Source organism: Candidatus Limnocylindrales bacterium (genome assembly GCA_035626395.1).
Taxonomy (GTDB): Bacteria; Desulfobacterota; Binatia; order UBA1149; family CAITLU01; genus DASPNH01.
The window spans coordinates 40,100-64,261 of record DASPNR010000026.1; the positions used below are offsets into that span (position 1 = coordinate 40,100).

Consider the following 24,162-nt stretch of genomic DNA (forward strand, 5'->3'; position numbering starts at 1 on the left):
TTGTACGATTTTCTGGGGGGTTGCGTCTCCGCGTCTCTTGATGCTCAGCAAATTCGTCGTCAGTGGCGGGCGGCAAAAAAAATTTTGCTCGACCAAGAAAAGTGGTGCAGAGGGCGCGACTCAAACTGAGGGGAAGAGGGGGCGTCGCGAGCCGGGGCCGTGCGAGCAAGAATCGTCGGTGCGGTTGGTCGCCGAGCCGAGTGAACCGCCCGTAGCGGGCGCGGCGATGAGGCGAGGCTTCCGCGGCTTGGTAGAACGCGGCTTGCCATCGGGCCACGCCGCTCCCATCGTTGCCCGCCATGTCGACGAAGCCAGCGCCCGCCGCCGGAACCACCAACCTCCATTTCGAGTGCACCCAGTGCGGAAAGTGCTGCTGGACGCGGGGCGAGTACGCCCACGTCTACGTCAATCGTGACGAGATGGAGACTCTGGCGTCGGCGCTGGGGGTCGGCGTGCGGGACTTCCGCGACCGATACACCGTGCGCGACGCCGACGGCTGGACCGAGCTGGATTTCCCCGGCGGCCGCTGTGTCTTTCTCGACCCCGACACGAAGCTCTGCACCGTCTACGAGTCCCGCCCCACGCAGTGCCGAACGTTTCCGGTCTGGCCCGAGCTCATCCGCCGCGGGCGCTGGACAGCCGAAGCGCGAAGCATCTGCGAAGGCGTTGGCCAGGGACCGGCATTCTCGGTGGCCGAGGTGCAGGCGAGGATTGCTGCGCAGAAGCTGGCCGACGAAGCCGACTAATCAGTCCCCGTGCCGCGGCGCCGTGTCCGGACAAAGCGTACGAAGGATGGTTTCCAGCTCGAAGACATGCTGGTCGTGTACGCCGAGCCGTCGCAGCGCAGCAGCGAGCTCGAGCACGTAATCGACGTTGGCGCCGCTGGGACCCCGGCAGCCTGCGATCTGCGAGGCGATCCGAGGCAGAGACGCGTCCCCGAGATAATGGGGATTGCTGGGCTCTGCGACATAAGCCGTTGCGAGAAGCCGCGCGCCCGAAGCCGTCGTGATCTCCAGCCTTTCTCTCCGGTAGCCGCCGCGCTCGCGCTCGTCGAGCATCTGCAGGACGGCGTGGGAGTCCCTTGCCGCGACGCAAAAGGCCACTCCCTCGCAGGTCATCGCCGCGGCCGGTACCAGCGTGACGACGCGTCCGGGAGCGCCTGGCACGCCACGGTGGTCGGTGGACCCCTGCCAGAAGCGCCGCTGCCAGCCGTGCGCCACCGCCAGCATCGCGTCGCGATATGGGAACCCGGGCCTCCACATCAGCGAGCCATAGCCGAAGATCCAGCAGTCGTTCATCGATCCGTTCAGGCTTCGGTGCGCTCTTCGACGTCCTCTTCGTCGATCCTGCGGATGCGTACCTGGGTGATGCGACTGCCGGAGATGTCCACGACGACGATCTCGTAACCCGGCACGCGCACGCTCTCCCAGCGCCGCGGCGCCCGTCCGAGCTCGTTGAACACCAGTCCTGCCAGCGTGTCGCCACGCTCGGCATGGAGGCTCCAGCCTGTCTCGCGATTGAAGTCGAGCACCTTGACGCGTCCCAGCGCCTCGTAGTGGTCTTCGCCGAGGCGCCGGATGGTCAGCAGCTCCTCGCGATCGAACTCGTCGCGGATCTCGCCCACCAGCTCTTCGAGAATGTCCTCCTGCGTGACGATTCCGAGCGTGACGTTGAACTCGTCCTTGACGATGGCCATGTGCACGAAGGCGTGCTGCATGTCGGCGAGCAGCGGCAGGATGGGCTTGCGCTCGGGGACGCGCAGCACGTTCTTGAGGATGCCGCGCACGTCGGTACCGCCCTCCTGGACGAGCTTGACGAGATCCTTCAGGTGCACGACGCCGAGAATGTGATCGATCGATCCCTCGTACACCGGGACGCGCGTGTAGCGCTCCTCGAGCATGCCGTCGAGGATCGCGGTAGCGGGCGTTTCGATCGGAAATCCGGTGACTTCCGCGCGAGAGATCATGATATCCCTTACTGTCATCTGCGAGGCGCCGGCGGCCGCGCCGATGATCGCCGCCAGAGAGCCGGTCTGCGCGGAGGCCGGCTCGCCGCGCTGGGTCTGCCTGGCCAGGCGCAGGATCTCCTCGGTCGTGGTGGGAACGCCTGCACTGGCCCTGCCGCCGACCATTCTCTCCACCGCCGGGTCGATGAAGCGGTCGAACAGGATGTGCAGCGGCCGCAGGCTCTGGTGGATGAGGTAGAGCGGGATCGCCACGAACGTCGATGTGCCGCGAGGATGGTGGGCAGCCACGGCCTTGGGAAATACCTCGCCGGCGAGGAAGACGACGATCGTCATCACGATCGCCGACACCAGAACGCCGGCGTCCACGCCCAGCAGGTCGACGGCGACGGCCGATGCCACCGAGGCCGCAAGGATGTTGGCGATGTTGTTGCCGAGAAGGATCGTAACGAGCAGCCGTGACGTCGAGGAAAGCAGATCGCGGATCGCCAGCGCTGCCGGTCCTTTCTGCGCCTGAATCTCCTCCTCCAGCTCATGCTCGCGCAGCCGCAGCAACGCGGTCTCGGCAGCTGAGAAGAATGCCGCCAGCGCCAGACATGCAAGAAGGATCAAGGACGCGGCGAAGATGCCCATGAGGGTGAACCGATTGTAGAAACGTGGCTGCTACCGATGCAAAGCCACTGCGAACCATGCCACGACACCGGCGGCAAAAGCCGGTGCGACGATGACCGTGGAAGTGGATGCGATGTCTTTCGTGGTGCGAGGAGGGGGACTTGAACCCCCACGGCCTTTCGGCCACTAGGCCCTCAACCTAGCGCGTCTGCCATTCCGCCACCCTCGCAGTGAGAAAAGCTGGAGCGCCGTTTCTAGGGAGCCCCAGGGGACTCGTCAACCGGCGCTGCCGCTCCACCAGGAGCCGGTGCAGGCTTGTCGGCCGGCGCGGCATCGGGCGCAGCAGCTGGCTTCGCGCGTGCATCAGGCGCGGGCGCTGCGGCGTTCGACGGCGGCGCCGCCGGTGCGGCTTCCGCAGGCGGCGTCGGTGCCGCGGGAGGTGCGGCGTTGCCCTCGGGATTCCCTGCTGGTGCAGCGGCGTCCTGCGCTGCACCACCGCTTGCCGGTGCATTGGCGCCAGGCGCAGGTGCATCGGGCGCCGGCGCTGCAGGAGCAGCATCGGGCGCCGCTGGCGCGGCAGGCGGCGCTGCGGCATCCGGCGCGGCCGGCTGCGCAGGCGGTGCGCCATCGGCGGCATCGCCCGCGGGCTGCGCGGCTTTGGCAGCGTCCGAAGCCGGAGGCGCTTCGGCGCCGAATGGCGCATCGGTCTCGCCGCCGCCCGTTGCCGGAATGACGCCGGGCACTCCATCGGCGGGGGCCGTTTCGGCCTGCGGAGGAGCGGCGAGCGGCTCCGTCATCGCATCGAACACCGAGCCCTGCCGCGCCGACAGGACCGCCAGCAGCAGCGACGTGGCCATGAACGTGATCGCCGTGGCCGTCGTCAGCCGAGCCAGCGGGTTGGCCGAGCTGCCCGAGCCGAACATGGGCGAGCTGGCGCCGCCGAAAGCCGCGCCCATGTCGGCGCCGCGTCCGGCCTGTAGAAGCACGACCAGGATCAGCACCAGGCATGCGATGACGTGAACGGCTACGAGAAGGACTGTCACGATGGGAACTCCTGAAATTGGACGATGCGCAAAAAGTCATCGGCGGAAAGGCTGGCTCCGCCGACGAGCGCGCCATCGACGTCGGCACATGCCATGAGCTCGTCGACGTTGCCGGGCTTGACGCTGCCGCCGTAGAGAATGCGAACGGAATCGGCCACGTCGGGTGCGACGTCGCGCAGGATTGCCCGGATGTGGCCGTGGACTTCCTGCGCCTGCTCCGGTGTGGCCGTGCGGCCGGTACCAATGGCCCATACGGGCTCATACGCGATGACGAGCGTGGCCATGCCCTCGGCCGGCAGCTCGACGATGCCGTGCCGGACCTGCTTTTCGACCAGCGTCATCGTCTCGCCCGAGTCGCGCTGCGCCAGCGACTCGCCCACGCAGAGAATCGGCGCCAGTCCGCACGCGTGCGCCGCGGCGACCTTCTTGGCCACGGTGTAGTCGGTCTCGGCGAAGAATTGACGGCGCTCGGAGTGGCCGATGATGACGTACCGGCAGCCGGCGTCGATCAGCATTGGCCCCGAAACTTCTCCGGTGAAGGCCCCGCTGGCTTCCCAGTACAGATCCTGTGCGCCGAGGGCGACGGCCGATCCGGAGACGACGTCGGCCACCGCCGGCAGCGCGACGAACGGCGGGGCCACCATGACCTCACGATCGTGCACGGCTCCGCATCCGGCCACGACCGCGGTGGCCAGCGCGCGAGCTTCGGCCGCGGTGCCGGCGTTGAGCTTCCAGTTGCCGGCCAGCAGAGGCTTTCTCATGCGCAGCGTCCTTCCTTGGCGTCCAGTGCCGCGATGCCCGGCAGCACCTTGCCTTCCAGAAACTCGAGCGACGCGCCGCCGCCCGTCGAGATGTGCGTGATGTCGCCGGAGCGCCCCGATTGCGTCAGCGCCGCCACCGAATCGCCGCCGCCGACGACGCTGTGCGCGTGCGAATCGCCCACGGCGTTGGCGACGGCAAGGGTCCCGGCGGCATAGGCGCTCCACTCGAACACGCCCATCGGACCGTTCCACAGCACCGTAGCGGCGCGCGAGAGGATGTCCGCGTACTGCTGTCGCGTGCGCGGGCCGATATCGAGGCCCATCCAGCCCTGCTGAATCGACTCGCCATCCGTGACGCTCGGCGGCGCCGACTCCTCGAACTTCTGCGCGATCACGTGATCGACCGGCAGCGCAACGCGCACGCCGCGCTCTTCCGCCTCGGCCAGCAGGTCGCGGGCCATGTCGAGACGGGCCTCTTCGACGCGCGAGGCGCCGACCTCGACGCCCCTGGCACGCAAGAACGTGTAGGCCATCGCTCCGCCGATGAGCAGATCGTCGATGCGCGCCAGAAGGTTGCGCATGAGCGCGATCTTGTCGGAGACCTTCGCGCCTCCGACCACGGCCGCGAACGGCCGCGCCGGCGACTGCAGCAGCGTCGACAGCGCCCGCACCTCGGCGAAAAGCAGGAAGCCCGCGCCGGCATCGCCAACGTGTTCGACTATGCCGGCCGTGGAGGCATGGGCGCGATGCGCGGTGCCGAACGCGTCATTGACGTAGACGTCGCAGAGGCCGGCGAGCGCACGCGCGAACGCCGGATCGTTTGCCTCCTCCTCGGCGTGGAACCGCAGGTTCTCCAGCAGCACGACGTCCCCGGGAGCCATGGCCGCCACGTGCTGCTCGACAGTGGGACCGATGCAGTCCGGCAGCAGCGCCACCGGGCAGTCCAGGGCCGCGGCCAGCTCATGCGCCACCGGTCCCAGCGTCAGCTCCGGCTTGAACTTGCCGTCGGGGCGCCCGAGGTGCGAGGCGAGGATCAACTTGGCGCCGCGGCTGCGCGCGTAACGCACCGTCTCCAGCGCACCACGGATGCGCGTGGCGTCGGTGACCTTGCCGTCCTTGATCGGGACATTGAAGTCGACGCGGATGAAGACGCGCGCGCCCTGCAGCGCAAGCTGTTCGATGCTCTTCAAGGCCGAAACTTCGACCGCCTCAGAGGCTCTTGGCGATCATCGCCGTGACGTCGCACATGCGAGCCGAGAAGCCCATCTCGTTGTCGTACCACGACAGGATCTTGGCGAAGCCGGGCTCGAGGACCTTCGTGATGTCCGCGTCGAAGATGGAGGAGTGGCGGTTTCCGTTGAAGTCCGACGACACCAACTGCTCCTCGCAGTACTGCAGGATGCCCTTGAGCGGGCCCTCGGCCGCCGCCTTGACCGCCGCATTGATTTCTTCCTTGCTCGGCCTCTTGTCGGTCTCGAAGACCAGGTCCACGACGGAGACATTGGGCGTGGGGACCCGAATCGCCATGCCGTCGAGCTTGCCCTTGAGCTCGGGCAGCACCAGGCCGACGGCCTTGGCCGCACCGGTCGTGGTCGGGATCATCGACAGGTTGGCGGCGCGGGCGCGGCGAAGGTCCTCGTGCGGGAGGTCCAGGATGCGCTGGTCGTTCGTGTAGCTGTGGACGGTGGTCATCATGCCGCGGCGCAGGCCGAAGCTCTCGTGCAGCACCTTGGCAACCGGGGCCAGGCAGTTGGTGGTGCAGGAGGCATTGGAGATGACGTGGTGCTGGGCCGGGTCGTAGCTCTGGTGGTTGACGCCGTAGCATACGGTAAGCTCGACGCCGCTGGCGGGCGCCGAGATGATGACTTTCCTGGCCCCCGCCTCCAGGTGCTGCGCCGCCTGCTCGCGCTTGGTGAACATGCCGGTGGACTCGACCACCACGTCCACGCCGAGTTCCTTCCACGGCAGTTCCTTCGGATTGCGCACCGACAGCACACGGACCGTCTTGCCGTCGACGGCGATGTCATTGCCCGAGACTTCGACGGTGGCGGGGAAGGCGCCGTGAACCGAGTCGTGCTTGAGCAGATGAGCCAACGTCTGCGCGCTGGTGAGGTCGTTGACGGCCACGATCTCGAACTCGCTTCGACCGAGCGCCGCGCGCAGCATGTTGCGACCGATTCTGCCGAAGCCGTTGACGCCGACTCGCATGCTCATCCCTAAGTCCTCCCGATGTTTGGAACTTCTCTCTGTGATTGTGGCAAGAGGCCGGATTTCCAGGGAAAAGTATGCGCGCTCTTCTCACGGCCCCGGCTGCAAGTCAAGGTGCCGGCAAGCGCGCGCAAGAGCCTCTGAGAGACCTCACTTGATGGTGCGCAACGCGCTCGTGCACCGTTTCGCGCGACAAAATTGACAGCCTTCCACTCCGGGAATACCTTCGCCGCGGTGGCGTGAGCGGTGGATGCGGCAGCTCGTTAAGTGACACCTCAAGCTCAAGATCTTTCGTACTGGCACATGCTCACCGGGTCCGGCCCGGTCGTGCTCGCAGTGCTGTACTCGCTCATCGCGGCGTCGGTGGCGAGTTGGGGAATCATCCTCTTCAAGGCGCGACAGTTTCACGCTGCGCGCAAGGGGGCCGAGGAATTCCAGCGGCTGTTCTGGGAGACTCGCAACCTGGCCGAAGTCTCGCGCGCCTGCGCGCAACTCGGTTCGAATCCGCTGGCTGCCGTCTTCACCGCCGGCTACGAGGAGCTCCTGCGGCTGCGCAACAAGAAGAAGGCCGCCGCCGAAGAGGGCCTGACCACGGAGCTCGCCGGCGTCGCCAACGTCGAGCGGGCCATGCGGCGCGCGGCCACGCGCGAGCGCACCGAGCTGGACAAGCTGCTGACCTTCCTGGCCACGACCTCCAGCACCACACCCTTCATCGGGCTGTTCGGCACGGTGTGGGGCATCATGAACTCGTTTCGCGGCCTGAGCGCCGGCGGGCCCTCCAGTATCCAGGCGGTGGCGCCCGGTATTTCCGAGGCGCTGATCGCCACTGCCGCCGGACTGGCCGCGGCCATCCCGGCTCTGGTCGCCTACAACCACTACGCGCGGGCCGCTCGTGTCATCGCCAGCGAGATCGACAGCTTCATCTCCGAATTCCTGAACATCGCCGAGCGTCATTTCCTCAACTGAGAGGTCGGTCATGGGCGGCGGAGAGGAATCGGGCGAGGGCGGGACCGTAGCCGGCATCAACGTCACCCCGCTGGTCGACGTGATGCTGGTGCTGCTGGTCATCTTCATGGTGACGGCGCCCATCATCCAGCAGGGCGTGGACGTGCAGCTGCCGAAGGCGGGCGGCAATCAGATGCAGGGCGACGACGTGGCTCTGGTCGTCTCGGTGACCAACGAAGGCAAGGTCTACCTCAACGACACGCAGACCAATCCGGAAAAGCTTGCCACGACGATCAAGGGCATCCTCGCCGAGAAACCGCACCAGATCGTCTACGTGCGCGGCGACACGCGCGCCGACTATGGCATCGTCGTCGAGGTCATCGCTTCGCTCAAAGCGGCGGGCATCGACAAGCTCGGCCTCATCACCGAGCCCGGAGCGACATAGTGGCCACTGCCATGCGCGACCAGGCGCCCGAAAGCTTCGGGATGGCGCGCTTCGACCCCCGACTTCTGCGCGCCCTGCTGTGGTCGCTGGCCGGCCATGTCGCCGTCGTCGCGGCGCTTTTGCTTTACTCGATGTTCGCGCCGGCACCGCGGCCATTCGAGATGCCGGGCGGCGCGATGGTGGATCTGGTCTCTCCGCCGGGCGACTCGGCGGTTTTCAAAGTTGGGCCGCTCGCCGCGCCGAAAGGCGGCAAGACGCAGCCGGCCAAGCCGGCCGCTCCCAAGCCGCCCGAAGCAGCCAAGCCGCAGCCGAAGTCGCCGGCGCCGCCGGCGGCCGAGCCGACACCCAAGCCCAAGCCCGAGCCGCCGAAGGCCGAACCGAAGCCGGAGCCGAAGCCGGAACCGAAGCCGGAGCCGAAGCCGGAACCGAAGCCGGAGCCCAAACCGGAGCCGAAACCGGAGCCGAAACCGGAGCCGAAACCAGCACCAAAGCCCGAGCCCAAGCCGCAGGCGAAGCCGGCGCCGCAGCCTGCTGCCAAACCGGAGCCGCCCAAGGAAGAAGGAAAGCCCGCGGGCAAAGCGGATGCGAAGGACGAGCCGAAGAAGGAGCCCGTCAGGCCGTTGCCGAAGCCCGCACCTCTGGGGCCGACCGGATCCACGACACCGGCACCGTCCAAGCCAGGGCCCGCCTCGGCGGCATCGCCAGGTGCGGTCGAGCCCGGCGCCGGCGAACAGCCGGGCGGTGGATCCTTCGGAACGCCGGGCGGCGGTGGTGGCGGTGGGGCCACGCGCAGCCCCGAGTACTACGCCTACATCGCCTACATCTATTCGCTGGTGAAGTCGGAGTGGATCTGGAACGGCTCGCAGGATCCGGCGCTGGCCGTGGCAGTTCGAGTCAGCATTCTTCCCGACGGGAGAATCGCCGACACGCGCGTGACCGAGCGCTCCGGAAATGCGCTCTTCGACGAATCGGCGATCAACGCCCTCCGTGCGATCGGGTCGCTGGCGCCGCCGCCGCCGAGCGTACGGTCGGAATTCGCGGACATCACGCTGGTGTTCCATCCCCCGGGGAGCGACGAGTAGTGGCAGGACGAGGTGTCATGGAGATTTTCTCTCGCAGTCGAATCGTTACCGCGATGGCCGCGGCGCTGACGCTGGCCGCCGTGGCAGGAAGCGCGTCGGCGCAGCCACGCATCGACATCTACGGCCCCGGCGCCAACAAGGTGCCGATCGCGGTCGCTCCGCTGGCAGCGCTCGGCGGCGACGATCCTGCTCTCGAGCGGGAGTTCGCACGCGTCCTCGACCACGACCTCGAGCTGAGCGGCATGTACCGCGTCATCGACCGCTCGGCCTACATCGAAGGCGTGCCGGCGGGCCCGTTCGCGCCCGAGAAGGTGAACTTCCTGAACTGGCAGGCGCTCGGCGCACGCGGCCTGGTGCTCGGCCGCTACGAGCGACGCGGCGGAGAGGTGACTCTGGAGTTCGCCTACTTCGACGTGCCGGGCCGCTCGATGCTCGGTGGCCGCCGCATCCGCGGCTCTGCCGGCGACGTCGCGCGCATGGCGCACCGGACGGCCGATGCGATTCTCGAGTTCACCACCGGCATCCCCGGGCCCTTCGACTCCCGGATCGCCTTCATCTCCAACCGCAATCAGCGGATGAAGGACGTGCACGTGATGACGCTCGACGGCGCCGTCCAGAAGGTCACCGACCACCGCTCCATCACGATGGCGCCGTCGTGGAGCCCCGACCTCGGCTCGATCGTCTTCACCAGCTTCCGCGGCGGCAACGCCGGGCTGTGGAGCGTGCGGCTGGGATCGCGTGCCGAGACCCAGATCGCCGCCAAGATGGGACTGAACATCGGCGGCACCTGGCACCCCGGCGGCCGCGTCCTGGCGGTTGCCCGCGAGGAGGCTGGCAACACCGACATCTTCGCGCTCGAGATGGCCACCAGCGGACAGCAGCGCCTGACCGAGCACTGGGGCATCGACGTCGATCCGTCGTGGTCGCCCGACGGCCGGCGCCTGGCGTTCTGCTCGTCGCGCGGAGGCACTCCGCAGGTCTACACGATGGGCTATCCCGACAAGTCGGTTTCGCGCGTGACATTCCAGGGCAGCTACAACTGCGCTCCCGCCTGGTCGCCCGACGGCCGCTACATCGCCTACGCCGGGCGCGTCGGTCGCGACTTCCACATCTTCGTCGTTCCGGCCGGCGGCGGTACGCCGCGGCAAGTGACGTTCGTCGGCTCCAATGAAGACCCGTCATGGTCGCCAGACTCGCGCTTCATCGCGTTCTCGCGCGAGACCAAGAATCGCAAGAAACTGTGGCTTGCAGATGTCACAGGTCACTGGGAACACGAATTGACCACCGGCAATGGGGATGATACTTCCCCAAGTTGGTCGAGGCGGCTTGATTAGGGCGCAAAACGCCTTCCTGCGTCCCGTTTCGATGAACCAGTACAGCGCGCCGCGAGCGCTTCGGAGGATGACCATGGGTCTTGGACGTGTGTGGGTGGGGCGGGTCAGAGTGGCGACCGTCGTCATCGGTGTCGGCCTTGCGTTGGGGTTGACGAGCGGCTGCTCGTCGAAGCAATCGGACAGCGAGCTCGAATCGGACTCGTCGCTGAGCGACAGCGAATTCGGCGGCTCGCGCGGAAGCCTGGCCGATGCGCAGGCAGGCCGCCGCGTCGGCGGCGGCCGTTTCGAAGAAATCTATTTCGCCTACGATTCCTCCGAGCTCGATAGCGCGGGCACGCAGGCCGTCCGTTACAACGCCGAGCTGCTGCGCGCCGAAAAGGGACGCATCGAGATCGAAGGCCACTGCGACGAGCGCGGGACGGCCGAGTACAACCTGGCGCTGGGTGCGCGCCGCGCCAAGGCGGTCCGCGACGGCCTGGTTGCGGTCGGCATCAGCTCGTCACGCCTGTCGACGGTCAGCTACGGCGAGGAGCTGCCGGTGTGCCGCGAGTCCAGCGAGTCATGCTGGAGCCAGAACCGGCGCGCTCACCTCGTCGATCTGACGGAGTAGCCAGTCCGCGATGACCAACTCCCGCCTGCATGTTCTCCTGCTTGCCGCTCTGACGGCGACGCTGGCCGCCTGCTCCGCGCAGCAGGGCGGCAACGTCGAGCGTCGCTACGAAGACCTGCGCACGCTCGTTCTCGAGCAGCGCCGGGCCATCGAGGACCTGCAGCGCGAGCAGGAGACGATGCAGGCGGCGCTCGACGAGATGCGCTTCGGGCGGCGGCCGAGCAGCCGCCCCGTGTACGGTCCCTCCGGCGCAGGCCTGGAACAGGATCGCTACCGCCAACCGACCTCCCCGATGACTGCCCAGCCCGAGTTCCCCGTCGACGAGCCCGCCGACGAGGATCCGCGCGCGGGCGACGTTGCCTCGATCCCGCAGACGCAGCCGGACCGTCCGGCGCCGGCTGCACCGCAGGGAGGCTCGGTCCCGACCGACCTCGTCGGCACGAGCTATGATTCGGCAATGCGCTCGCTCAATGCGGGCGACCACGACGAAGCCATCCAGTCGTTCCGCAACTTCCTTCACGACAACGCGTCGTCGCCGTACGCGGACGATGCGCAGTACTGGATCGGTGAGGCCTACTTCCGCAAGGGTCTCTACCACCGCGCCATCATCGAGCTGAACCTGGTATCGACCAGCTACGGCTCGGGCGATCGTGCGCCTGCAGCGCTGCTGCGGCAGGCCGAAGCCTTCCGCATCGTCGGCGACCGCGTCGACGCGCGCCTGAGCCTGCAAAAGGTCATCAACCGCTACCCGGGCACCGACGAGGCCGCCAAGGCCTCGCGCATGCTCAACGAGATCGGCGGATGAGGACGCCTCGCTTCGCCGATGAGGATCGTCCGTAGTCTCGACCGCGCTCGCGGGTCGGTACGCGCACCGGTCGTCACGATCGGCAACTTCGACGGCGTCCACCACGGCCACCAGGTCATCCTCCGACAGCTGATTCGCGACGCTCGTGCCCGCCACGCGCCCGCGGTCGTTCTGACGTTCGATCCGCATCCGGTCGCCGTCGTGCGTCCGCAGGCCGCGCCGCGCCTGCTGATGACGCTCGGCGACCGCCTCGCCACGCTGGCCCGCCACGGCGTCGACGTCACGGTCGTGCAGCGCTTCTCGCGCGACTTCGCCGCCATCGAGGCCGACGACTTCATACGGCGCTTCCTCGTCGAGATTCTGGACGCGCAGAAGATCCTGGTCGGCCACGATCTCAATTTCGGTCGCGGCCGCAGCGGCAACGTCGATACGTTGATCGCGGCGGGAGCCCGGCACGGCTTTGCCGTCGAGGTGATCGGGCCGGTGGAGGTCGACGGCGTTCCGGTCCATTCGAGCCGCATCCGTGAGCTCGTCGCCGCGGGCGACGTGGCGTCCGCGCATCGCCTGCTCGGAAGGCCGCACCGCGTGCGCGGGCGCGTGCGGCACGGCGCCGGCCGCGGCAAGGGGCTCGGCTTCGCGACCGCCAACGTGCGGCCGCGCACGCCGCTGCCGCCCGGCGACGGCGTCTATGTCACGGTGGTCCATCTGGACGGACAGGAACTCGACAGCGTGACTTCCATCGGCAGCACGCCGACGTTCGGAGGCGGCGAGAGCGTCATCGAGGCCCACATCTTCGCGGACGTCGGGGACATCTACGGGCGCCCCATCGCGCTCGACTTTCTGGCCAGGCTCCGCGACCAGCAGCGCTTCGAGTCGCCCACAGCCCTGGTCGCGCAGATCGAGAAGGACGTCGCCGAGGCCAAGGCCGTGCTGGCCGCGCGCCGTGGCTGAGCGCGCGCCGCGAGAGTTTCTCGTGCCGCCCGGCGGCGGCGGTGCGCGTCTGGATGTGTGGCTGGCCGCGCAGCCCGATGCTCCGACTCGGTCGCAAATCAAGCTTGCTTGCGAGCAGGGCCGGCTGCGCATCGGCGACAGACCGGTGCGGCCCTCGATGAGACTGCGCGGCGGAGAGACGGTCGTGCTCGTGGGCTCGCCCGCCGAGGATGCCGAAGCGGCACCTGTCGCCGAAGCCATCGAGCTGCGCGTGCTCTACGAGGACGAGGACATCGTGGCGGTGGACAAGCCGGCGGGAATGGTCGTGCATCCTGCAGCCGGCAATCGCGCCGGCACCCTCGTCAACGCCATCCTTCACCGTTACTCGGCCTCGGCTGCGGCCGCTTTGCCTCATCGCGCCGGGATCGTGCACCGGCTCGATCGCGATACCTCCGGCGTCATTCTGGTGGCGCGCACGGTGGTGGCGCACGAAGCGCTATCCAAGCAATTCCGCGAGCGCAGCGTGCGCAAGGAGTATCTGGCACTGGTGCATGGGCTGGTGCGCAGCGGCGGGACCATCGATGCGCCGATCGGCCGCCACCCCAGCGACCGCAAGCGGATGTCGACGCACGCACGGCGATCGCGCAGCGCCGTCTCCGACTACGAGCCGCGCGAGCTGTTCGAGCGCGCCGGCGCCACCCTGCTCGAGGTGCGTCCGCGCACGGGACGCACGCACCAGATCCGCGTGCACCTGGCCGCCCGTGGGTGGCCGATCGTCGGCGACAAGGTCTACGGACGGCGGCCTGGCACCCGGCCAGCGCATCCTCGTCAGGCCCTGCATGCTGCGGCGATCGAAATCGAGCGGCCTTGCGACGGGCGGCGCATCCGCATCGAAGCGCCGCTGGCCGCCGACCTGCATGCGCTGCTGGACTCGCTTCGAGGGGGCGGGCCAGGCCGGGGGAATCCTGGTTGACTGCCAGCCATGGATGCTCTAGCTTCGCGACTGTCCCGCCCGGAAACGCGCCGTTTCCGACGTCCGGTCAAGCATCGCGCCAGCCGACGGAGTTGCCAGTTCGTAGGCGTATGCGCCGATGCCTGAGTTGGCCGGTCTCGAGGGAGCAGCCCGAGGGACCTCCGGGCCTCCATCAATCTAGCCTCAATGATCGCGGGTCCGGGCCCTTGGGAGAGGGAGACGGGTGCGCGATCGAACCAAGCGGTTCCACCTAGGTTTTATGCCCGAACGCACCGGCGAATCAGCCAGAGAAAGGAAACACGGCGAGGAGCGTCATCGCTCCGGCCGTCAGGACAAGTCCATGGGGCGCCAGAGGCACAACAACTCCCGTCCCAAGGACGACATCACGCCCGAGGAGGAACAGGCGGCGGCGGCACCGGTCCCCGGGATGCCCACGCTCGATCTCAAGGAGCTCAAGCAGAAGACGGCGCGCGAGCTGGCCGATATTGCGCGCGACCTCGGCGTCGAGGGCGTCGCCACGATGCGCAAGCAGGAGCTGATCTTCAAGCTCCTGGAGGCGCAGGCGGCCAAGAGCGGAAACGTCTTCGGTGAAGGCGTTCTCGAAATCCTCCCGGACGGCTTCGGCTTCCTTCGCGCCCCCGACTCGAACTATCTGCCCGGCCCGGACGACATCTACATCTCCCCCAGCCAGGTCCGCCGTTTCGGCCTTCGTACCGGCGACGTCGTCTCCGGCCTGATCCGCTCTCCCAAGGAAGGCGAGCGATATTTCGCGCTGCTCAAGGTCTCGGCGATCAACTACGACGAGCCGGAGAAGGCACGCGACAAGGTCCTGTTCGACAACCTGACGCCGCTGTATCCCAACGAGCCGCTCGTCCTGTCGCACGACCCGACCGACTACACCACGCGCGTCATCGACCTCATGGTCCCGATCGGCAAGGGCCAGCGCGCCCTGATCGTCGCCGCGCCGCGCACGGGAAAGACGGTGATGCTGCAGTCGATCGCGCACGGCATCGCCGAGAACAACAAGGAAGTGATCCTCATCGTTCTGCTCATCGATGAGCGGCCCGAGGAAGTCACTGACATGCAGCGCTCGGTCAAGGGCGAGGTCATTTCCTCGACGTTCGACGAGCCGCCGACGCGCCACGTGCAGGTGGCCGAGATGGTGATCGAGAAGGCCAAGCGCCTGGTCGAGCACGGCCGCGACGTGGTGATTCTGCTCGATTCGATCACCCGACTTGCGCGCGCCTACAACGCCACCGTGCCGCCGAGCGGCAAGATCCTGTCGGGCGGCGTGGATTCCAACGCCCTGCGCGGGCCGAAGAAGTTCTTCGGCGCGGCCCGCAACATCGAGGACGGCGGCAGCCTGACCATCATCGGCACCGCGCTCGTCGACACCGGCAGCCGAATGGACGAGGTCATCTTCGAGGAGTTCAAGGGCACCGGTAACTGCGAGATCCATCTGGACCGCCGCCTGATGGACCGGCGCGTGTTCCCCACCATCGACATCCAGAAGTCGGGTACCCGCAAGGAAGACCTGCTGCTGGAGAAGGACGCTCTGACGCGGGTGTTCGTCCTCCGCAAGCTGCTGACGCAGCTGAACACGGTCGAGGCGATGGAATTCCTGCTCGGCAAGATGAAGGGAACGAAGACGAACAAGGAATTCCTGGACTCGATGAACCAGTAGGCCACCACGACCCACGCGACCGCAGTCGCGCGGTCCGTCCGTGCCCGGGCCCTGACGCGTTGCATCCCGGAAAGTCTTTTGTTATTGGGCCGCGATTGGCCTGAGAACGGTGCTCGATAAGAGGTCTCGATAACGAGGTGAGGAATGGTAGCTCGATGAGCCAGGTTACGATGAAACAGCTGCTGGAAGCCGGAGTGCACTTCGGCCACCAGACCAGCCGCTGGAACCCCAAAATGCGCCCCTACATCTTCGGCGCGCGCAACGGCATCCACATCATCGACCTTCAGCAGACGGTCAATCTTTTCCGTGAGGCCTGCGATTTCGTTCGCGAAGTCACCGCCCGGGGAGGGACGCTGCTGTTCGTGGGCACCAAGAAGCAGGCGCAGGAGGCCATCAGGACGGAGGCCGAGCGCTGCGGTCAGTACTACGTCAACAACCGCTGGCTGGGCGGCACGCTGACGAACTTCCAGACCATCAAGCAGTCCATCGATCGCCTGCGCAAGCTCGAGGAGACCCTGGCCGATCCCACCAGCGCCACGGTCTACAAGAAGAAAGAGCGCCTGCTCATGCAGCGCGAGCTCGACAAGCTCCAGTTCAACCTCGAAGGCATCCGCGAGATGAAGCGCCCGCCCGATGCCATCTTCGTCATCGATCCCGACCGGGAGCAGATCGCGGTGGCCGAGGCCAACCGCCTGAAGATCCCCGTGGTCGCGGTGGTCGACACCAACTGCGATCCCGACCGTATCGCCTACTGCGTGCCAGGCAACGACGACGCGATCCGCGCCATCCGCCTTTTCTGCGCCGCAATGGCCGACTCGGCTTTGGAAGGAGCGGCCGAATCCAAGGAGCGCAGCGCGATCGCCGACAAGGGCGACAGCAACGCGTTCAGCTCGGCTGCGCTTTATTCCGACATGGCCGGCGCGGGCGCCGAGCACACGTTCTCGGACGGCTCCCAGACGCCGTTCGCTGCCGGCGACTTCGATACGGGTGCCAGCGAATGAGCATCGACGCCAAGACCGTCAAGGACCTGCGCGACCGTACCGGCGCGGGCATGATGGATTGCAAGAAGGCGCTGGCCGAGGCCGAAGGTGACCTCGAGCGCGCGGTTTCCATCCTCCGCGAAAAGGGCCTTGCCGGTGCGTCCAAGAAGGCCGGCCGCGTGGCCGCCGAGGGCGCCATCGGCATCTACTCGAGCGCCGATTCCAAAAGCGCGGTGATCCTCGAGCTCAACTGCGAGACCGACTTCGTCGCCAAGACCGAGCCGTTTCGCCAGCTTCTCGACAAGCTCGGCAACGCGCTGCTCGCCGCTTCCGCCACCGAGGGAACCGGCGAAACCGCGGCCGACGTCACGATTGCCGGTGGCCAGCCCATCGGCGAGGTGCTGCGCGAGGCGGTTGCCTCCATCGGCGAGAACATCGGGCTGCGGCGCTTCACCAGGTACACCACCAGCGGCATCGTCGGCAGCTACGTGCACGCCGGCGGCAAGATCGGCGTGATCGTCGAGCTCGACGGCGCCGACTCGCGCCACGAGGAGCTCGCAAAGTCGCTCGCCATGCAGGTGGCCGCGGCCTTTCCGCGCTACGTCTCGCGCGACCAGGTCGCCGAGCACGAGCTGGCGGGCGAGCGCGAGATTTTCAAGCAGCAGGCGCTCGCTTCGGGCAAGCCCGAGAAGATCGTCGAGAAGATCGTCGATGGCCGCATCGAGAAGTTCTACGGCGAGACGTGCCTTCTCGAGCAGGAGTACGTGCGCGACTCCGACGTCACCATCACCAAGCTCATCGCCGGCGTCGCCAAGGAAACGGGCGCCACGCTCCAGGTGAAGCGCTTCGCGCGCTATCAGCTCGGCGAGGGCATCGAGAAGAAGCAGAGCAATCTCGCCGCCGAGGTCGCTCAGACGATCGGCCACAGCGCCTGAGCGCGCATCCTCCGATGTCGGACGCGGCGACGACCCCCCGGCTACAGCCACGGTACCGGCGGGTGCTGCTCAAGCTGAGCGGTGAGTCGCTGGCCGGCGAGGGGGATTACGGCATCAGCCCGAGCATGGTCGGGCAGCTCGCGGGCGAGATTCGCGACGCGCATCGCCTCGGCACCGAGCTGGCTCTGGTCGTCGGCGGCGGCAACATCTTCCGCGGGCTCAAGGCCGCCGACATGGGCATGGACCGCGCCACCGGCGACTACATGGGCATGCTCGCCACGGTACTCAACAGTCTGGCGGTGCAGGATTCGCTCGAAAAGCTCGACGTGCCGACCCGCGTCCTGTCGGCGCTGGAGATCCGCGAAGTGGCCGAGCCCTATATCCGGCGCCGCGCAACGCGGCACCTGGAGAAGGGACGTGTGGTGATCTTCGCCGCGGGCACGGGCAATCCTTTCTTCACCACCGACACGGCGGCAAGCTTGCGGGCGGTCGAGATCGGCGCCGACGTCATCATGAAAGCGACGCGGGTGGACGGCGTCTACGATGCCGATCCGGAGAAGGTCGCTGGTGCCAGGCGCTTCGAGTCGCTGACGCACTTCGAGGTGCTCGAGCGTGGACTGCGCGTGATGGACACCACTGCGATCTCGCTTTGCATGGAGAACGAGATGCCGATCATCGTCTTCGATGTCACGCGCCCCGGCAACATCGTGCGGGCGATCGCGGGCGAAGCGATCGGTACGATCGTAGGAGGAGAGGGGCGAGCCGACGCTCGATGAGGGTGCAGCCATGACCGACGAAATCCTCAAGGATCTGCAGAACCAGATGCAGGAGACGATCGTGTCTCTGAAGCGCGACATGGCGCGCATCCGTGCCGGCCGCGCCACGCCCGCGCTTCTCGACCACGTCTTCGTCGACTACTACGGCTCCTCGACGCCGCTGAACAAGCTGGCGACCGTCTCCGCTCCGGAGGCGCGCCTGCTGCTGGTGCAGCCGTTCGACAAGAGCACCGTGGGCGCCATCGACAAGGCCATCCGCACCTCCGATCTCGGCCTCTCGCCGGTCAGCGACGGCCACCTGCTGCGGATTCCGATCCCCGAGCTGACGGGCGAGCGCCGCAAGGATCTGGTCAAGCAACTCAAGAAAGAGGCCGAGCAGCACAAGGTCTCGGCGCGCAGTCATCGGCGCGATGCCAACGAGCTCCTGAAGGAAGCCGAGAACGAGAAGGAAATCACCCAGGACGAGCACCGCGCCGCCGTGGAGAAGGTTCAGAAGCTGACCGACGAGACGATCCACCAGATCGACGCGCTCGTGGCGGCCAAAGAACAAGAGATCATGTCGATCTGAGCGGAGCCGCGCTCGTGAATCCGCCGCCGATCGGAGAGGGCCTCCCTCGCCACGTTGCCGTCATCATGGACGGCAATGGACGCTGGGCCACGCAGCGCGGGCTCAGCCGGATCCAGGGACATCGCAAGGGCAAGGACTCGGTGCGCGAGATCGTCGAGACGGCGCGCGAGATCGGCATCGAGTACCTGACGCTGTACGCGTTTTCGACGGAGAACTGGGAGCGGCCCGGGCGTGAGGTCGAAGCGCTCATGGGCCTGCTGCGACGCTACCTTCGCACCGAGGTCAACAAGATGATGCGTCACGGCATCCGCCTGCGCGCCATCGGCAATCTCCGGCGGCTTCCGCGCGAGGTCCTGTCCGACCTGCGCGACGTCGAGCACCGCACTCGCGACAACTCGGGAATGACGGTACAGCTCGCCGTCAGCTACGGCAGCAGGGAGGAGATCCTGGCGGCGGCGCGCAAGCTCGCGCGTCGCGTGCGCGACGGCGACCTGGCGGCCGAAGACATCGACGAAGAGGCCTTTGCCGGCGCACTCATGACGGCCACGATTCCCGATCCCGATCTCCTCATCCGCACGAGCGGCGAGATGCGGCTGTCCAACTTCCTGCTGTGGCAGGCGGCGTACACCGAGCTCTACATCACCGAGACGTTGTGGCCCGACTTTCGCCGGCCGCAGTTCCTTGCGGCGTTGGCCGAGTTCAAGAAGCGCCGCCGCCGTTTCGGCCGCACCGATCAGCAGCTCGCACAGGAGGCGTGAGTGCTCAGGACGAGGATAGTCACGGCCATCATCGCCATTCCTATCCTCATCTGGCTGATCCTTTCCGCTTCGCCGGCGGTCTACAATTTTGTCGTCCTTCTGTGCACGTTCATCTCGCTTCGCGAGCTGGCCGCGATGCAGCGCGAGATGATCAACGGCGGCACGCTTCTGACCGCCGGCGCCGGCATGGTCATCGCGGTCTCCATGCTCATCGACGAAACCGGACGGGCGGTGTCGGCCGGCCTGGTCGTTGCGCTGGTGGGAATCCTTCTGGGAACGCTCGCGACCGCCAAGAACATGCAGAGGAGCGTCGTCGGCGCCGGCCAGATCCTGTTCGCCTCGCTGTACGGCGGTCTGCTGCTGCCGCATCTGATCTGGCTTCGCGCGCAGCCGGGTGGGCCGAAGCTCGTGTTCTTTCTGCTGGCCTGCGTCATGGCCAGCGACGCCGGCGGCTACTTCGGCGGCCGCGCCTTCGGGCGCCGCAAGCTGTGGCCGAGCGTCTCACCGAACAAGACCATCGAGGGCGCCATCAGCTCGGTCGTTGCGGCAGTTTTCGTCGGAGCTATCTTCGACGAGGTGCTCGTCGACCGGTTCGGGGCCGTCGAAGTCGTTTTCGTGGCGGCAGTGATATCCCTTCTGGGCCAGGTCGGGGATCTGGCCGAGTCCATGATCAAGCGCGCGTATGACGCCAAGGACTCCGGCTGGATCCTGCCGGGCCATGGCGGCGTGCTCGATCGGACCGACAGCATGGTGCTGCCGATCGTGTTCACCTACTACTACGCCGTCCTCAGCGTGGCGTAAGACAGGCCGCTGTTGCGCCGCCGCAGAAAGTGGCTGCCCTTTTGAGTGTGGGAAGATTGCGGGTTTCGGTCCCGCTGCAGCCCGTATAGAGAAGAAGTCATGGCCGTTGGAAGCATGCTTGCCGCAGTTCTCGTTCTCGCCATCGTCATTTTCGTCCACGAGCTCGGTCACTTTCTGGCCGGGAAGTGGAACAACGTCGAAGTGCGGGTTTTTTCGATGGGTTTCGGCCCGACCCTGTTCGCCAGGAAGTTCGGCGAGACGGTCTACCGTCTGGCCCTGGTTCCGCTCGGCGGCTACGTGCGCATGGCCGGATACGACGAGGAGGGCGGGGACGACGAGGACGCCCCCGCCGACCCCAGGCGCGGGTTCACGAGCAAGAGCCTGGCTGCCCGCGCCACCATCGTGGCAGCGGGCCCCGCGGTGAACCTGATTTTTGCGGCGCTGCTCTTCACCTTTTGCGCCTACGTCTACGGCGTCTCGGTTCCGTCCGACAAGCCGGTGGTCGAGGCGGTCGCGCCCGGGCAGCCGGCCGAGGCCGGCGGTCTCAAAGCCGGCGATACCGTCGTGGCGGTCGATTCGCGGCCGATCACCAAATGGGAGGACCTCCTCGACGTGGTCGTGAGCAGCGGCGGCAAGGCGCTGACGTTCGAAGTCATCGACGAAAGCGGCGCGCGCCGCACGGCCGTCGTCACGCCCAAGCTGGCTCCGCGCTATGACGAGTTCGGGGAGGAGGGCGAGTCGGTCTTCCAGATTGGCGTCCTTCGCTCCGAGGAGACGCAGGAGGTGGGGCTGACGCGCGCGGCCAGCGTTGGCGTGCAGCAGACGGCCGGCTACTCCTGGATGATCGTGCAGACCGTGGCGCGGCTGTTCCAGGGCCGGCTCTCGGCTGGGGATCTGGGCGGGCCGATCCTCATCGCGCGCGAGGCGAGCCGGCAGGCGCGCTCGGGGCTGCGGCCGCTGCTGATCTTCATGGCGCTCATCAGCGTCAACCTCGGCATCGTCAACCTGCTGCCCATCCCGGTGCTGGACGGCGGCCATCTGGCGTTCATGGCCTTCGAGGCGGTGCGCGGGAAGCCGCTGTCGCTGCGCGTTCGCGAGTACGCGCTGCAGGTGGGGATGGTGCTCATCGGCGCGCTGATGATCTTCGTCGTCTTCAACGACATCGTTCGGATCGTGGCTGGGTGAGCCGCGGCGTCGTCCTTCTTGCTCTGGACACGGCCGGGCCTCGTCCCGGCGCCGCCGTCGTGGACGCGGGCGGCCGCGTTCGATCCAGCTATCTCGACGAAAGCAGCGGCAAACGTTCCGAGGCGGTCGGCGCGCTGGCCGTGGAGCTTCTCGCGCAGGCCGGGCTTGCGCTTTCTGCGCTGCAGGCCATTGCGGTGGTGACCGGCCCCGGCTCCTACACCGGCCTTCGAACGGGGCTGGCACTGGTCCGGGGCCTGGCCTTTCTCGATTCCCTGCCCGTCGTCGGCGTTGGCAGCCTCGAGCTGTTCGCCTTCCGCGCCGGCTCGGCCGGCAAGTCCGTGCTCGCCGTCGCCAGCGCCGGCAGCGAGCGCTTCTACTGCGCCGCCTACGCGCACGCCGGCGATACCGTGGAAGCACGCGACGACGTCGGCGTGCTCGAGGCGGACGAGCTGAGGCGGCGGATCGACGAGCATCGCGGCGCCGACTGCCTCATCGCCGCCGATGCCGCATCGACGCCGTCGATCGTGGCGCTGCGCCCGGTTCCGACGGTGGTCCGCGTCGACGACGGTGCGGTGACAGATCTCGCACGGCTCGGCGTTGCCAGGCACGCGCGCGGGCAGGCGCGGCCGGCTGCGCAGGTGCTGCCGTGCTATGTCGGCACGAGCACGCCGCGCCCGAACCAGGCGCGCGTCGCCGCCGCGTTCCTGCGCCCGCACGGCGGGGCGCATCAGCCAGAGTAAGTACTTGAAAACGCACGTGATTCACGTTCGCTCCCGTTTGACAACCCGATGCGCCGGGAATACGGTGCGCGCCCGTCGCACGAAACGGAAATGAGGAGGTAGGAATGGAGCCTCATGACGAAGAGCTGATCAAGACCCTGGTCCCCGCCAACGAAGAGCTGCGCAGTGCATACGAGACCCATCGCAAGCTCGATGCCGAGGTCCAGGAGATGGCGGCTCGCAGCCATCTTTCGCCGGAGGAGGAGCTGCATCGCAAGGAGCTGCAAAAGCTCAAGCTGGCCGAGAAAGACAAGATCATGCGCATTCTGGCCGAGTACCGCCGAAGCGCCGTATCGGCCTGAACGACGAACCGGGCGCGACGCTCGGCACACTGGAAAGCTTCTCCGTCACCGCTGGCTGGGGTGGCCAGCGGTGTCGCTCCCGTCCCTTTTCTCCTTCGAAGGAAACCTTTTTCGATGACCGAGTCTGCCAAGCACACGATTTCCATCCTGGTCGAGAACGAGTTCGGCGTGCTCTCGCGCGTCGCCGGCATGTTCAGCGGCCGCGGCTACAACATCGAGAGCCTGTCGGTGGCCGAGACGCTCGATGAGTCCGTCTCGCGCATCACGCTGACCGTGCGCGGCAGCGCATCGGTCCTCGAGCAGATCATCAAGCAGCTGAACAAGCTGGTGGCGGTCATCCGCGTCGTCGACTTCCGCGAAGGCGAGTACGTCGAGCGGGAGCTGGCGCTGATCAAGGTAGCGTTCGATTCGGCCGCGCGCGCCGAGGTGATGAACATCGTCAGCATCTTCCGCGCCAGCGTCGTCGACGTCGGGACGAACGTCTGCATCATCGAGACCACCGGAGCCGAGGCGAAGATCGAGGCGATGATCCGCCTCCTGGCGCCGCTCGGCATAAAGGAAATCGCCCGCACGGGAAGCGCCGCTCTCTATCGCGGGGAACGCCTGCTCACCGTGGCCGAAGAAAACAACGCCGCAGGTGAGACCGCGGTCAAGGAGAACGTGGCATGAAGATCTACGACAAGAACGAAGCCGACCTCGGCAAGATCACGGGAAAGACCGTGGCGGTGATCGGCTACGGCAGCCAGGGGCACGCGCACGCGATGAACCTGCGCGACAGCGGCGTCAAGGTCATCATCGGCCTGCGCTCGGGCAGCGGCTCCGCCAAGAAGGCGAGCGAAGCGGGCTTCGAGGTGATGCCGGTGGGCGAGGCGGTGGCCAACGCCGACGTGATCATGATGCTGGTGCCGGACGAGCTTGCCGGCGAACTCTACGCGGCCGAGATCGGACCCAACCTGAAGAAGGGCGCGTACTTCTCGGTCGCGCACGGCTTCAACATCCACTTCAAGAAGATCACGCCGCCGTCGGATGCGGGCGTCTTCATGGTGGCGCCGAAAGGCCCCGGCCACCTCGTGCGCAGCGAGTTCACCAAGGGAATGGGTGTGCCGTGCCTTCTAGCCGTGCATCAGGACGGCCCCGGCGACACCGAGGCCGTCGGCCTGGCCTATGCGGCCGCCATCGGCGGCACGCGCGCGGCCGTCATCGGCACCACGTTCCGCGAGGAAACCGAGACCGATCTCTTCGGTGAGCAGGCAGTGCTGTGCGGAGGTCTGACTGAGCTCATCCGCGCCGGCTACGAGACCCTGGTGGATGCCGGCTACGCGCCCGAGATGGCGTACTTCGAGTGCATGCACGAGGTGAAGCTGATCGTCGACCTGCTCTACGAAGGCGGCATCGCCAACATGCGCTACTCCATCAGCAACACCGCCGAGTACGGCGACCTGACGCGCGGCAAGCGCGTGATCGGCCCGGAGACGCGCGCGGCCATGAAGCAGGTGCTCGCCGAGATCCAGTCGGGCAAGTTCGCCGACGAGTGGATCACCGAATACAAGTGCGGCCTGCCGCACTTCCGCGAGCTGCAGAAGGAAGGCGAGAACCATCCCATCGAGCAGGTCGGCTCGCGCCTGCGTGCGCTGATGCCGTGGCTGCAGAAGGACAAGCTCGTCGACCGCTCGCGCAACTGAA

General features: G+C 67.2%; 27 protein-coding genes and 1 tRNA gene. 21 read left to right on the forward strand and 7 right to left on the reverse strand.

Features of this window, described 5'->3' with window-relative positions; translation table 11 throughout:
- The first annotated feature begins 299 nt into the window (after window positions 1–299).
- A complete protein-coding gene (locus VEC57_08860; GenBank protein HYB99233.1) occupies window positions 300–746 on the forward strand; it encodes a YkgJ family cysteine cluster protein in 447 nt (148 codons plus the stop codon).
- Here VEC57_08860 and VEC57_08865 read toward each other — a convergent pair whose 3' ends face one another.
- The 7 genes from VEC57_08865 to gap form a co-directional block, all read right to left on the reverse strand.
- Window positions 747–1,298 carry a gamma-glutamylcyclotransferase gene (locus VEC57_08865; GenBank protein HYB99234.1) on the reverse strand — a complete coding sequence of 184 codons (552 nt, stop codon included), beginning with the start codon at window positions 1,296–1,298 and terminating at the stop codon, window positions 747–749. It abuts the gene before it with no gap.
- An 8-nt stretch (window positions 1,299–1,306) separates the two neighbouring features.
- Window positions 1,307–2,596 carry a hemolysin family protein gene (locus VEC57_08870; GenBank protein ID HYB99235.1) on the reverse strand — a complete coding sequence of 430 codons (1,290 nt, stop codon included), beginning with the start codon at window positions 2,594–2,596 and terminating at the stop codon, window positions 1,307–1,309.
- 122 nt (window positions 2,597–2,718) lie between these two features.
- Window positions 2,719–2,804 (reverse strand) — tRNA-Leu (locus VEC57_08875).
- A gap of 25 nt (window positions 2,805–2,829) precedes the next feature.
- Window positions 2,830–3,618, reverse strand: coding sequence for a preprotein translocase subunit SecG (secG, locus tag VEC57_08880; GenBank protein ID HYB99236.1), 789 nt, complete (start codon window positions 3,616–3,618; stop codon window positions 2,830–2,832).
- Complete coding sequence (tpiA, locus tag VEC57_08885) at window positions 3,615–4,379, reverse strand: triose-phosphate isomerase (GenBank protein HYB99237.1); 765 nt, start codon at window positions 4,377–4,379, stop codon at window positions 3,615–3,617. The genes secG and tpiA overlap by 4 nt, the downstream gene beginning before the upstream one ends.
- Window positions 4,376–5,569, reverse strand: coding sequence for a phosphoglycerate kinase (locus VEC57_08890; GenBank protein HYB99238.1), 1,194 nt, complete (start codon window positions 5,567–5,569; stop codon window positions 4,376–4,378). Before VEC57_08890 ends, tpiA begins: the two co-directional genes overlap by 4 nt.
- Before the next feature lie 19 nt (window positions 5,570–5,588).
- Window positions 5,589–6,593 (reverse strand): type I glyceraldehyde-3-phosphate dehydrogenase, encoded by a 1,005-nt coding sequence (gene gap / locus VEC57_08895; protein ID HYB99239.1) that lies wholly within the window; start codon window positions 6,591–6,593, stop codon window positions 5,589–5,591.
- Between the two features lie 297 nt (window positions 6,594–6,890).
- Here gap and VEC57_08900 point away from each other — a divergent pair, with 297 nt between their 5' ends.
- The 20 genes from VEC57_08900 (at window position 6,891) to ilvC (ending at window position 24,161) form a co-directional block, all read left to right on the forward strand.
- A complete protein-coding gene (locus VEC57_08900; GenBank protein ID HYB99240.1) occupies window positions 6,891–7,553 on the forward strand; it encodes a MotA/TolQ/ExbB proton channel family protein in 663 nt (220 codons plus the stop codon).
- Window positions 7,554–7,563: 10 nt separating this feature from the next.
- Window positions 7,564–7,977, forward strand: coding sequence for a protein TolR (gene tolR / locus VEC57_08905; protein HYB99241.1), 414 nt, complete (start codon window positions 7,564–7,566; stop codon window positions 7,975–7,977).
- Between the two features lie 11 nt (window positions 7,978–7,988).
- Window positions 7,989–9,059 (forward strand): TonB family protein, encoded by a 1,071-nt coding sequence (locus VEC57_08910; protein ID HYB99242.1) that lies wholly within the window; start codon window positions 7,989–7,991, stop codon window positions 9,057–9,059.
- Window positions 9,060–9,076: 17 nt separating this feature from the next.
- A complete protein-coding gene (tolB, locus tag VEC57_08915) occupies window positions 9,077–10,393 on the forward strand; it encodes a Tol-Pal system beta propeller repeat protein TolB (protein HYB99243.1) in 1,317 nt (438 codons plus the stop codon).
- Between the two features lie 67 nt (window positions 10,394–10,460).
- On the forward strand, window positions 10,461–11,003 hold the full coding sequence (locus tag VEC57_08920) for an OmpA family protein (protein HYB99244.1): 543 nt from the start codon (window positions 10,461–10,463) through the stop codon (window positions 11,001–11,003).
- A gap of 10 nt (window positions 11,004–11,013) precedes the next feature.
- On the forward strand, window positions 11,014–11,808 hold the full coding sequence (gene ybgF / locus VEC57_08925; protein ID HYB99245.1) for a tol-pal system protein YbgF: 795 nt from the start codon (window positions 11,014–11,016) through the stop codon (window positions 11,806–11,808).
- A gap of 18 nt (window positions 11,809–11,826) precedes the next feature.
- Window positions 11,827–12,759, forward strand: coding sequence for a bifunctional riboflavin kinase/FAD synthetase (locus VEC57_08930; GenBank protein ID HYB99246.1), 933 nt, complete (start codon window positions 11,827–11,829; stop codon window positions 12,757–12,759).
- A gap of 22 nt (window positions 12,760–12,781) precedes the next feature.
- The gene (locus VEC57_08935) at window positions 12,782–13,711 is read left to right on the forward strand and encodes an RluA family pseudouridine synthase (GenBank protein ID HYB99247.1); all 930 of its coding nucleotides are present in this window, start codon (window positions 12,782–12,784) and stop codon (window positions 13,709–13,711) included.
- Between the two features lie 340 nt (window positions 13,712–14,051).
- Window positions 14,052–15,395, forward strand: coding sequence for a transcription termination factor Rho (gene rho / locus VEC57_08940; protein ID HYB99248.1), 1,344 nt, complete (start codon window positions 14,052–14,054; stop codon window positions 15,393–15,395).
- Between the two features lie 155 nt (window positions 15,396–15,550).
- A complete protein-coding gene (rpsB, locus tag VEC57_08945; protein HYB99249.1) occupies window positions 15,551–16,396 on the forward strand; it encodes a 30S ribosomal protein S2 in 846 nt (281 codons plus the stop codon).
- Entirely contained in the window at window positions 16,393–17,310 is a 918-nt protein-coding gene (gene tsf / locus VEC57_08950; protein HYB99250.1) for a translation elongation factor Ts, read from the forward strand. The genes rpsB and tsf overlap by 4 nt, the downstream gene beginning before the upstream one ends.
- A gap of 62 nt (window positions 17,311–17,372) precedes the next feature.
- Window positions 17,373–18,086 (forward strand): UMP kinase, encoded by a 714-nt coding sequence (pyrH, locus tag VEC57_08955; GenBank protein HYB99251.1) that lies wholly within the window; start codon window positions 17,373–17,375, stop codon window positions 18,084–18,086.
- Window positions 18,087–18,096: 10 nt separating this feature from the next.
- Window positions 18,097–18,654 carry a ribosome recycling factor gene (gene frr, locus VEC57_08960; protein ID HYB99252.1) on the forward strand — a complete coding sequence of 186 codons (558 nt, stop codon included), beginning with the start codon at window positions 18,097–18,099 and terminating at the stop codon, window positions 18,652–18,654.
- Window positions 18,655–18,668: 14 nt separating this feature from the next.
- The gene (locus VEC57_08965) at window positions 18,669–19,412 is read left to right on the forward strand and encodes an isoprenyl transferase (GenBank protein HYB99253.1); all 744 of its coding nucleotides are present in this window, start codon (window positions 18,669–18,671) and stop codon (window positions 19,410–19,412) included.
- On the forward strand, window positions 19,413–20,213 hold the full coding sequence (locus tag VEC57_08970) for a phosphatidate cytidylyltransferase (GenBank protein HYB99254.1): 801 nt from the start codon (window positions 19,413–19,415) through the stop codon (window positions 20,211–20,213). It begins immediately after the preceding gene.
- A gap of 99 nt (window positions 20,214–20,312) precedes the next feature.
- Window positions 20,313–21,398 carry an RIP metalloprotease RseP gene (rseP, locus tag VEC57_08975; protein HYB99255.1) on the forward strand — a complete coding sequence of 362 codons (1,086 nt, stop codon included), beginning with the start codon at window positions 20,313–20,315 and terminating at the stop codon, window positions 21,396–21,398.
- Window positions 21,395–22,138: a tRNA (adenosine(37)-N6)-threonylcarbamoyltransferase complex dimerization subunit type 1 TsaB gene (gene tsaB, locus VEC57_08980; protein ID HYB99256.1), complete on the forward strand. Its 744-nt coding sequence runs from the start codon at window positions 21,395–21,397 to the stop codon at window positions 22,136–22,138. Before rseP ends, tsaB begins: the two co-directional genes overlap by 4 nt.
- Window positions 22,139–22,242: 104 nt before the next feature.
- Window positions 22,243–22,479, forward strand: coding sequence for a hypothetical protein (locus tag VEC57_08985; GenBank protein HYB99257.1), 237 nt, complete (start codon window positions 22,243–22,245; stop codon window positions 22,477–22,479).
- Between the two features lie 114 nt (window positions 22,480–22,593).
- Window positions 22,594–23,148 carry an acetolactate synthase small subunit gene (gene ilvN / locus VEC57_08990; GenBank protein ID HYB99258.1) on the forward strand — a complete coding sequence of 185 codons (555 nt, stop codon included), beginning with the start codon at window positions 22,594–22,596 and terminating at the stop codon, window positions 23,146–23,148.
- Window positions 23,145–24,161 (forward strand): ketol-acid reductoisomerase, encoded by a 1,017-nt coding sequence (gene ilvC, locus VEC57_08995; GenBank protein ID HYB99259.1) that lies wholly within the window; start codon window positions 23,145–23,147, stop codon window positions 24,159–24,161. The genes ilvN and ilvC overlap by 4 nt, the downstream gene beginning before the upstream one ends.
- Window position 24,162 lies beyond the last annotated feature (1 nt).

Excerpts from the sequence above, each read along its gene's own strand:
- VEC57_08860 (HYB99233.1), top strand. The coding sequence starts at position 300 with ATGTCGACGAAGCCAGCGCCCGCCGCCGGAACCACCAACCTCCATTTC.
- VEC57_08865 (HYB99234.1), bottom strand. The coding sequence starts at position 1,298 with ATGAACGACTGCTGGATCTTCGGCTATGGCTCGCTGATGTGGAGGCCC.
- VEC57_08870 (HYB99235.1), bottom strand. The coding sequence starts at position 2,596 with ATGGGCATCTTCGCCGCGTCCTTGATCCTTCTTGCATGTCTGGCGCTG.
- tpiA (HYB99237.1), bottom strand. The coding sequence starts at position 4,379 with ATGAGAAAGCCTCTGCTGGCCGGCAACTGGAAGCTCAACGCCGGCACC.
- gap (HYB99239.1), bottom strand. The coding sequence starts at position 6,593 with ATGAGCATGCGAGTCGGCGTCAACGGCTTCGGCAGAATCGGTCGCAAC.
- VEC57_08900 (HYB99240.1), top strand. The coding sequence starts at position 6,891 with ATGCTCACCGGGTCCGGCCCGGTCGTGCTCGCAGTGCTGTACTCGCTC.
- tolR (HYB99241.1), top strand. The coding sequence starts at position 7,564 with ATGGGCGGCGGAGAGGAATCGGGCGAGGGCGGGACCGTAGCCGGCATC.
- VEC57_08910 (HYB99242.1), top strand. The coding sequence starts at position 7,989 with ATGCGCGACCAGGCGCCCGAAAGCTTCGGGATGGCGCGCTTCGACCCC.
- tolB (HYB99243.1), top strand. The coding sequence starts at position 9,077 with ATGGAGATTTTCTCTCGCAGTCGAATCGTTACCGCGATGGCCGCGGCG.
- VEC57_08920 (HYB99244.1), top strand. The coding sequence starts at position 10,461 with ATGACCATGGGTCTTGGACGTGTGTGGGTGGGGCGGGTCAGAGTGGCG.
- ybgF (HYB99245.1), top strand. The coding sequence starts at position 11,014 with ATGACCAACTCCCGCCTGCATGTTCTCCTGCTTGCCGCTCTGACGGCG.
- VEC57_08930 (HYB99246.1), top strand. The coding sequence starts at position 11,827 with ATGAGGATCGTCCGTAGTCTCGACCGCGCTCGCGGGTCGGTACGCGCA.
- rho (HYB99248.1), top strand. The coding sequence starts at position 14,052 with ATGGGGCGCCAGAGGCACAACAACTCCCGTCCCAAGGACGACATCACG.
- rpsB (HYB99249.1), top strand. The coding sequence starts at position 15,551 with ATGAGCCAGGTTACGATGAAACAGCTGCTGGAAGCCGGAGTGCACTTC.
- tsf (HYB99250.1), top strand. The coding sequence starts at position 16,393 with ATGAGCATCGACGCCAAGACCGTCAAGGACCTGCGCGACCGTACCGGC.
- frr (HYB99252.1), top strand. The coding sequence starts at position 18,097 with ATGACCGACGAAATCCTCAAGGATCTGCAGAACCAGATGCAGGAGACG.
- rseP (HYB99255.1), top strand. The coding sequence starts at position 20,313 with ATGGCCGTTGGAAGCATGCTTGCCGCAGTTCTCGTTCTCGCCATCGTC.
- VEC57_08985 (HYB99257.1), top strand. The coding sequence starts at position 22,243 with ATGGAGCCTCATGACGAAGAGCTGATCAAGACCCTGGTCCCCGCCAAC.
- ilvN (HYB99258.1), top strand. The coding sequence starts at position 22,594 with ATGACCGAGTCTGCCAAGCACACGATTTCCATCCTGGTCGAGAACGAG.
- ilvC (HYB99259.1), top strand. The coding sequence starts at position 23,145 with ATGAAGATCTACGACAAGAACGAAGCCGACCTCGGCAAGATCACGGGA.